The organism is Cellulomonas septica, assembly GCF_012396155.1.
Classification (GTDB): Bacteria; Actinomycetota; Actinomycetes; order Actinomycetales; family Cellulomonadaceae; genus Cellulomonas; species Cellulomonas septica.
This window is the reverse complement of sequence record NZ_JAAXOY010000171.1, coordinates 1-5,977: the sequence shown is the minus strand read 5'-3', so window position 1 is coordinate 5,977 and position 5,977 is coordinate 1. Positions and strand designations below refer to the sequence as shown.

Sequence of the window (5,977 nt, the reverse complement as noted above, 5' to 3'; positions counted from 1 at the left end):
AACCCCGTCGCCGCGGGCGGCGCCGACCGGCTGCGGCAGGCCGGCGTCGACGTCCTCACCGGCGTCCTCGAGGACGAGGGCCGCACGCTGCTCGGCACCTGGCTCGCGTCCGTCGAGCGCGGACGTCCCTTCGTCACCCTCAAGCTCGCCACGACCCTCGACGGGCGCGTCGCCGCCGCCGACGGCACGAGCCGCTGGATCACGTCCGACGTCGCGCGCCACCACGCGCACGACCTGCGCGCCGAGGTCGACGCGATCGCCGTCGGCACCGGCACCGTCCTCACCGACGACCCCGCCCTCACCGCGCGCAACGCCGCCGGCGAGCTCCACACCGACCAGCCGCTGCGCGTCGTCGTCGGCCACCGCGACGTCCCCACCCACGCCCGCCTGCTCGGCCCCGGCGGCGAGCTCCTCCACGTCCGCACCCACGACCCCGCCGCCGTCCTGCGCGTCCTCGGCGAGCGCGAGGTCCGCCACCTCCTCGTCGAGGGCGGCCCGACCCTCGCCGCCGCGTTCCTGCGCGCCGGGCTCGTCGACGAGGTCCACGCCTACGTCGCCCCCGTCCTGCTCGGTGCCGGCCCTGCGGCCGTCGCCGACCTCGGCGTCACCACGATCGGCGACGCCGTCCGCCTCACCACCCGCAGCGTGCTGCCCCTCGGACCCGACGTCCTCGTCGTCGCCACCCCCGAGCCCGCGCACGCCACCCCGACCCCGCAGCCCACCCAGGAGGCCTGAATGTTCACCGGCATCGTCGAGGAGATCGGCACCGTCGAGGCCGTCGAGCCCGGCACCGACGCCGACGGGGTCGTCGCCGACGCCCGCCTGCGCGTCCGCGGCCCGCTCGTCACGTCCGACGCCCGGCCCGGCGACTCGATCGCCGTCAGCGGCGTCTGCCTCACCGTCACCGACCTCCCCGGCGACGGGACGTTCACCGCCGACGTCATGCCCGAGACCCTGCGCCGCACCGCGCTCGGCGACCTCGGCACCGGCGGGACCGTCAACCTCGAGCGGGCGCTCGCGGTCGGTGGCCGCTACGGCGGGCACGTCGTGCAGGGCCACGTCGACGGCGTCGGCACGGTGCTGTCGCGCACGCCCGGCCAGCGCTGGGACGAGGTCGAGATCGGGCTCGAGCCGGCGCTCGCGCGGTACGTCGCGGAGAAGGGGTCCATCACGGTGTCGGGGGTGTCGCTCACCGTCACCCACGTCGGCGACGACTCCTTCGGCGTGTCGCTCATCCCCACGACGCTCGCGGTCACGACCCTCGGCTCGCTCGCGCCCGGCGCGCGCGTCAACCTCGAGGTCGACGTCCTCGCCAAGTACACCGAGCGCCTGCTCGCCACCGCCGGGAACGCCGGGACCGCCGGGACTGCCCGGTGAGCGACGTGCGGCTCGGCACGGTCGAGGACGCGCTCGACGCGTTGCGCGCCGGCCGGCCCGTGCTCGTCGCCGACTCGCCCGACCGCGAGAACGAGGCCGACGTCATCCTGGCCGCGCAGTCCGCGACCCCCGAGTGGGTCGCCTGGACCATCCGGCACTCGTCCGGGTACCTGTGCGCGCCCATGCCCGCGGCGCGCGCCGACGCGCTCGACCTGCCGCTCATGGTCCCGCACAGCCAGGACCCGCGACGCACCGCCTACACCGTCACGGTCGACGCCGCGACGGGCGTCACGACCGGCATCTCCGCGTCCGACCGCGCCCGCACGCTGCGCGTCCTCGCCGACCCGGCCTCGGGGCACGAGGACCTCATCCGCCCCGGGCACGTCCTGCCGCTGCGCGCCGTGCCCGGCGGCGTCCTGCACCGTGCGGGCCACACCGAGGCCGCCGTCGACCTGTGCCGCCTCGCAGGTCTCGAGCCCGTCGGCGCGATCGCCGAGCTCGTGAACGACGACGGCTCGATGACGCGTCTGCCCGACGCGTCGGCGCTCGCGCAGGCCGAGGGTCTGGTGCTCCTGACGATCGAGGACATCGTCGCGTGGCGCACCGCGCACGACGACGTCGAGCCCGTCGACCCCGCGGCCGCACCGCTGCGCGACCGCGTGCACGCCACGCACACCGCCTACCTGCCGACGCGGCACGGCGACTTCCGCATCCACGGGTACCGCGACCTGCGGACGGGCGACGAGCACGTCGCGCTCGTGCCGACGCGCGGGCTCGCGACCACGCCGGTCGTGCGCGTGCACTCCGAGTGCCTCACGGGCGACGCGTTCGGGTCCGCGCGGTGCGACTGCGGGCCGCAGCTCGACGCCGCGCTCGAGCTCGCCGCCGAGCAGGGCGGCGCCGTCGTCTACCTGCGGGGGCACGAGGGCCGCGGGATCGGCCTGCTCGCCAAGGTCGCCGCGTACGCGCTGCAGGACGAGGGGCGCGACACCGTCGAGGCGAACCTCGACCTCGGGTGGCCCGCCGACCGGCGCGAGTACGGGGCGGCCGCGGCGATCCTGGCCGACCTCGGCGTGCGCCGCGTGAGCCTGCTGACGAACAACCCCGCCAAGGTCGCCGGGCTGCGCGCGCACGGCATCGACGTCGCGGAGGTCCGCGGGCTCGAGGTCGGGCGCACCCCGCAGAACGAGGCGTACCTGCGCACCAAGGCCACGTCGATGGGGCACCTGCTGCACCTGCCGACGGGCGCCCAGCGCGACCCGATCCCCGTCCGCCCCGTGCTCGCGGCCCCCGCGACGCCCGGCGCCGACACCACCGACCACGCGTTCGAGAACCTGGAGGACCTGGCATGAGCGGTGCCGGAGCACCCACCCTGACCGTCGACGGCACCGGCCTGCGCGTCACCGTCGTCGCCGCGAGCTGGCACACGACCGTGATGGACGGGCTCCTCGCCGGCGCCCGCCGTGCGCTCGACGAGGCCCACGTCACGGACGTCCGCGTCGTGCGCGTCCCCGGCACGTTCGAGCTGCCGGTCGCGGCCGCCGTCGCCGCGCGCACGTCGGACGCGGTCGTCGCGCTCGGCGTCGTCATCCGCGGCGGCACCCCGCACTTCGAGTACGTCTGCCAGGGTGCGACGCTCGGGCTCACCGACGTCGCCGTCCGTACGGGCGTGCCGGTCGGGTTCGGCGTCCTCACCTGCGACGACGAGCAGCAGGCGCTCGACCGCGCGGGCCTCGAGGGCTCGCACGAGGACAAGGGCGCCGAGGCCGCCGAGGCCGCCGTCGCCACCGTCGTGGCGCTGCGGGGCCTGTGACGTGGGACCGCTCGGCTGGCTGTTCGACGCGACCCTGACGATCGCGGGGCACGACGTCCTCTGGCGCGAGATCGTCGGCAACCTGTTCGGCCTCGCGTCCGCCGTCGGCGGCCTGCGCCGTCGTGTCTGGGCGTGGCCGGTCGGCATCGTCGGCAACGTCCTGCTCTTCACCGTCTTCCTCGGCGGCGTGTTCCACACCCCGCAGCAGACCGACCTGTACGGCCAGGCGGGGCGTCAGGTCTTCTTCGTCGCCGTGTCCGTGTACGGGTGGGTGCGCTGGCGCCAGACGCAGCGCGCGGCGCTCGAGCACGGCGCCCCCGCCGACACCCCGGCCGTCGTGCCGCGGTGGGCCGGGCCGCGCGGGTGGGTGCTCATCGGGAGCGTCGCCGTCGTCGGCACCGTCGGGTTCGCGGCCCTGTTCTCGGCGCTCGGCTCGTGGGGGCCGTGGGCCGACGCGTGGATCTTCGTCGGCTCGCTGCTCGCGACGTACGGCATGGCGCGCGGCTGGATCGAGTTCTGGCTCATCTGGATCGCCGTCGACGTCGTCGGCGTCCCGCTGCTCGTCTCGGCGGGCTACTACCCGTCCGCGGTCCTCTACGTCGTCTACGCCGGTGTGGTGATCTACGGCTTCACCGTGTGGCTGCGCGCTCGGGGCGAGGAGCCCGCCGTACCGGCGGGGGAGCGGAGCGAGGTCGCCGCCTGAGCCACGCCCGCCGGGCGGTGGGGCGGCCCTGCTCCGGGCGTGCCGATCGCGCATCCCGCGGGCAACGCGGCCTGCGGGGAGGTGGGCCGGCGGGGAGCTGGGCCGGCGGGGAGCTGGGCGGGTGGGAGCGAGGCGCGACGAATCCCGTGTGTCCGGAATGCGCGATAACAGGCCATTGCGCCTCTCACGCCCGAGATGCCCGCTGCGACCGACATCCTCCACGCTCACCGCAGGCTGCGGGAGGCCGGGGAGGGAGGGGGGCCGACGCCTGACTGGCGGACGCACGACAGGCCACCCCGGACGCCCGTCTAGGCTTGTCCGACGTGAAGACCTTCGACGTCCTGTTCGCCGAGCTCGCCGAGAAGGCGGCCACGCGCCCCGCCGGCTCCCGCACCGTCACCGAGCTCGACGGCGGCGTCCATGCGATCGGCAAGAAGATCGTCGAGGAGGCCGCCGAGGTGTGGATGGCCGCCGAGCACGAGAGCGACGAGCGGACCGCCGAGGAGATCTCCCAGCTGCTGTACCACCTGCAGGTCCTCATGCTGGCCCGCGGGCTCACGCTCGACGACGTGTACACGCACCTCTGAGCCTCCCGCCCCGCCCGCACCGACACCCCCGATAGGACCCCCGTGCTGAGGATCGCCGTCCCGAACAAGGGCTCGCTCTCCGAGCCCGCCGCCGAGATGCTCCGCGAGGCCGGCTACCGCCAGCGCCGCGACAGCCGCGAGCTCGTCCTGCCCGACCCGGACAACGACGTCGAGTTCTTCTTCCTGCGCCCGCGCGACATCGCGGTGTACGTCGGCGCGGGGACGGTCGACGTCGGCGTCACCGGCCGCGACCTGCTGCTCGACTCCGAGTCGGCCGCGGTCGAGCACCTCCCGCTCGGCTTCGGGCGCTCGACGTTCCGCTGGGCCGCGCCCGTCGGCGAGATGAGCGACGTGTCGCACGTCGAGGGCCGTCGTGTCGCGACGTCCTACCCGGGACTCGTCGCCGCGTACCTCGCCGAGCGTGGGGTGAGCGCCGCGGGGATCGTGCGCCTCGACGGTGCGGTCGAGACCGCGACGCGGCTCGGGGTCGCGGACGTCATCGCCGACGTCGTCGAGACGGGCACGACGCTCAAGGCCGCCGGCCTCGAGATCTTCGGTGACCCGATCCTGCGCTCGGAGGCCGTCCTGGTCCGCCGCGCGGGCGTGGACGAGCCGACGGGCCTCGACGTGCTCACCCGGCGGCTGCAGGGCGTGCTCACCGCACGGGAGTACGTGCTCATCGACTACGACGTCCCGCTCTCGCTCGTCGAGCAGGCCGTCGCGATCACGCCCGGCCTCGAGTCGCCGACCGTCTCCCCGCTGCACAACCGCGAGTGGGCCGCCGTCCGCGCGATGGTGCAGCGGTCGCAGACCAACCGCGTCATGGACGCCCTCTACGACCTCGGTGCGCGCGCGATCCTCGTGACCTCGATCCACGCGTGCCGCCTGTGACGGTCGCCGTGACCGCCCCGACGGTCTTCCGGCCGCGGCTCGCGCGGCTCGTGACGCTCGCGCTGGCCGTGGCGGTGCTCGTGCTCACCGCCGTCATCATCGTGGTCCTGCCGAACGCCGGACCGCTGGACCGCGCGGGGTTCGCGCTCGTCGGCATGCTCATCGCGTGGTTCTGCTGGCGGCAGGCGACGGTGAGCGCCCGCGCGGACGACGGCGGCCTCACGGTCCGCAACCTCATGCTCACGCGTCGGCTCGAGTGGTCCGAGATCGTGTCGGTGCGGTTCGGGCACGGCCGCCCCTGGGTCCAGCTCGACCTGGCCGACGGTGACACGCTCGCCGTCATGGGCATCCAGCGCGCCGACGGCGAGCTCGCCGAGGCGGAGGCGCGTCGGCTCGCGACGCTCGTCGCGGAGCACACCCGCACGACCCGGGACGACTGAGCGTCGACCCGCACACCGGCGGACCGGCACGTCGAGGGACCGGTGCACCGGCCGATCGGCGTGTCGAGGAACCGCCGCGCGAGCGGGTTCCGCGGAGGGTCGTCCGAGCCAGGCGCGGCGGCCGCGGCGCGGGGTGGGGGAGCCTGCTCGGCGCGCTCATCGTCGG

At 75.4% G+C, this 5,977-nt stretch carries 8 protein-coding genes; all 8 read left to right on the top strand.

Features of this window, described 5'->3' with window-relative positions:
- Positions 1-735 (top strand): bifunctional diaminohydroxyphosphoribosylaminopyrimidine deaminase/5-amino-6-(5-phosphoribosylamino)uracil reductase RibD (gene ribD, locus HGA02_RS08520; protein WP_168678656.1); only part of this gene is annotated, 735 nt, incomplete at its 5' end.
- Complete coding sequence (locus HGA02_RS08515) at positions 736-1,377, top strand: riboflavin synthase (RefSeq protein ID WP_168678655.1); 642 nt, start codon at positions 736-738, stop codon at positions 1,375-1,377.
- Positions 1,374-2,729, top strand: a complete 1,356-nt coding sequence (gene ribB / locus HGA02_RS08510; protein WP_168678654.1) for a 3,4-dihydroxy-2-butanone-4-phosphate synthase — start codon at positions 1,374-1,376, stop codon at positions 2,727-2,729. Before HGA02_RS08515 ends, ribB begins: the two co-directional genes overlap by 4 nt.
- Entirely contained in the window at positions 2,726-3,190 is a 465-nt protein-coding gene (ribH, locus tag HGA02_RS08505) for a 6,7-dimethyl-8-ribityllumazine synthase (RefSeq protein ID WP_168678653.1), read from the top strand. Before ribB ends, ribH begins: the two co-directional genes overlap by 4 nt.
- A 1-nt stretch (position 3,191) precedes the next feature.
- Positions 3,192-3,893 carry a nicotinamide riboside transporter PnuC gene (gene pnuC / locus HGA02_RS08500; RefSeq protein WP_168678652.1) on the top strand — a complete coding sequence of 234 codons (702 nt, stop codon included), beginning with the start codon at positions 3,192-3,194 and terminating at the stop codon, positions 3,891-3,893.
- A gap of 323 nt (positions 3,894-4,216) precedes the next feature.
- Positions 4,217-4,480, top strand: a complete 264-nt coding sequence (locus HGA02_RS08495) for a phosphoribosyl-ATP diphosphatase (RefSeq protein ID WP_124342814.1) — start codon at positions 4,217-4,219, stop codon at positions 4,478-4,480.
- Between the two features lie 42 nt (positions 4,481-4,522).
- The gene (gene hisG / locus HGA02_RS08490; protein WP_124342815.1) at positions 4,523-5,371 is read left to right on the top strand and encodes an ATP phosphoribosyltransferase; all 849 of its coding nucleotides are present in this window, start codon (positions 4,523-4,525) and stop codon (positions 5,369-5,371) included.
- Positions 5,359-5,811 (top strand): PH domain-containing protein, encoded by a 453-nt coding sequence (locus HGA02_RS08485; RefSeq protein WP_343035384.1) that lies wholly within the window; start codon positions 5,359-5,361, stop codon positions 5,809-5,811. The genes hisG and HGA02_RS08485 overlap by 13 nt, the downstream gene beginning before the upstream one ends.
- Positions 5,812-5,977 lie beyond the last annotated feature (166 nt).

Excerpts from the sequence above, each read along its gene's own strand:
- HGA02_RS08515 (WP_168678655.1), top strand. The coding sequence starts at position 736 with ATGTTCACCGGCATCGTCGAGGAGATCGGCACCGTCGAGGCCGTCGAG.
- ribH (WP_168678653.1), top strand. The coding sequence starts at position 2,726 with ATGAGCGGTGCCGGAGCACCCACCCTGACCGTCGACGGCACCGGCCTG.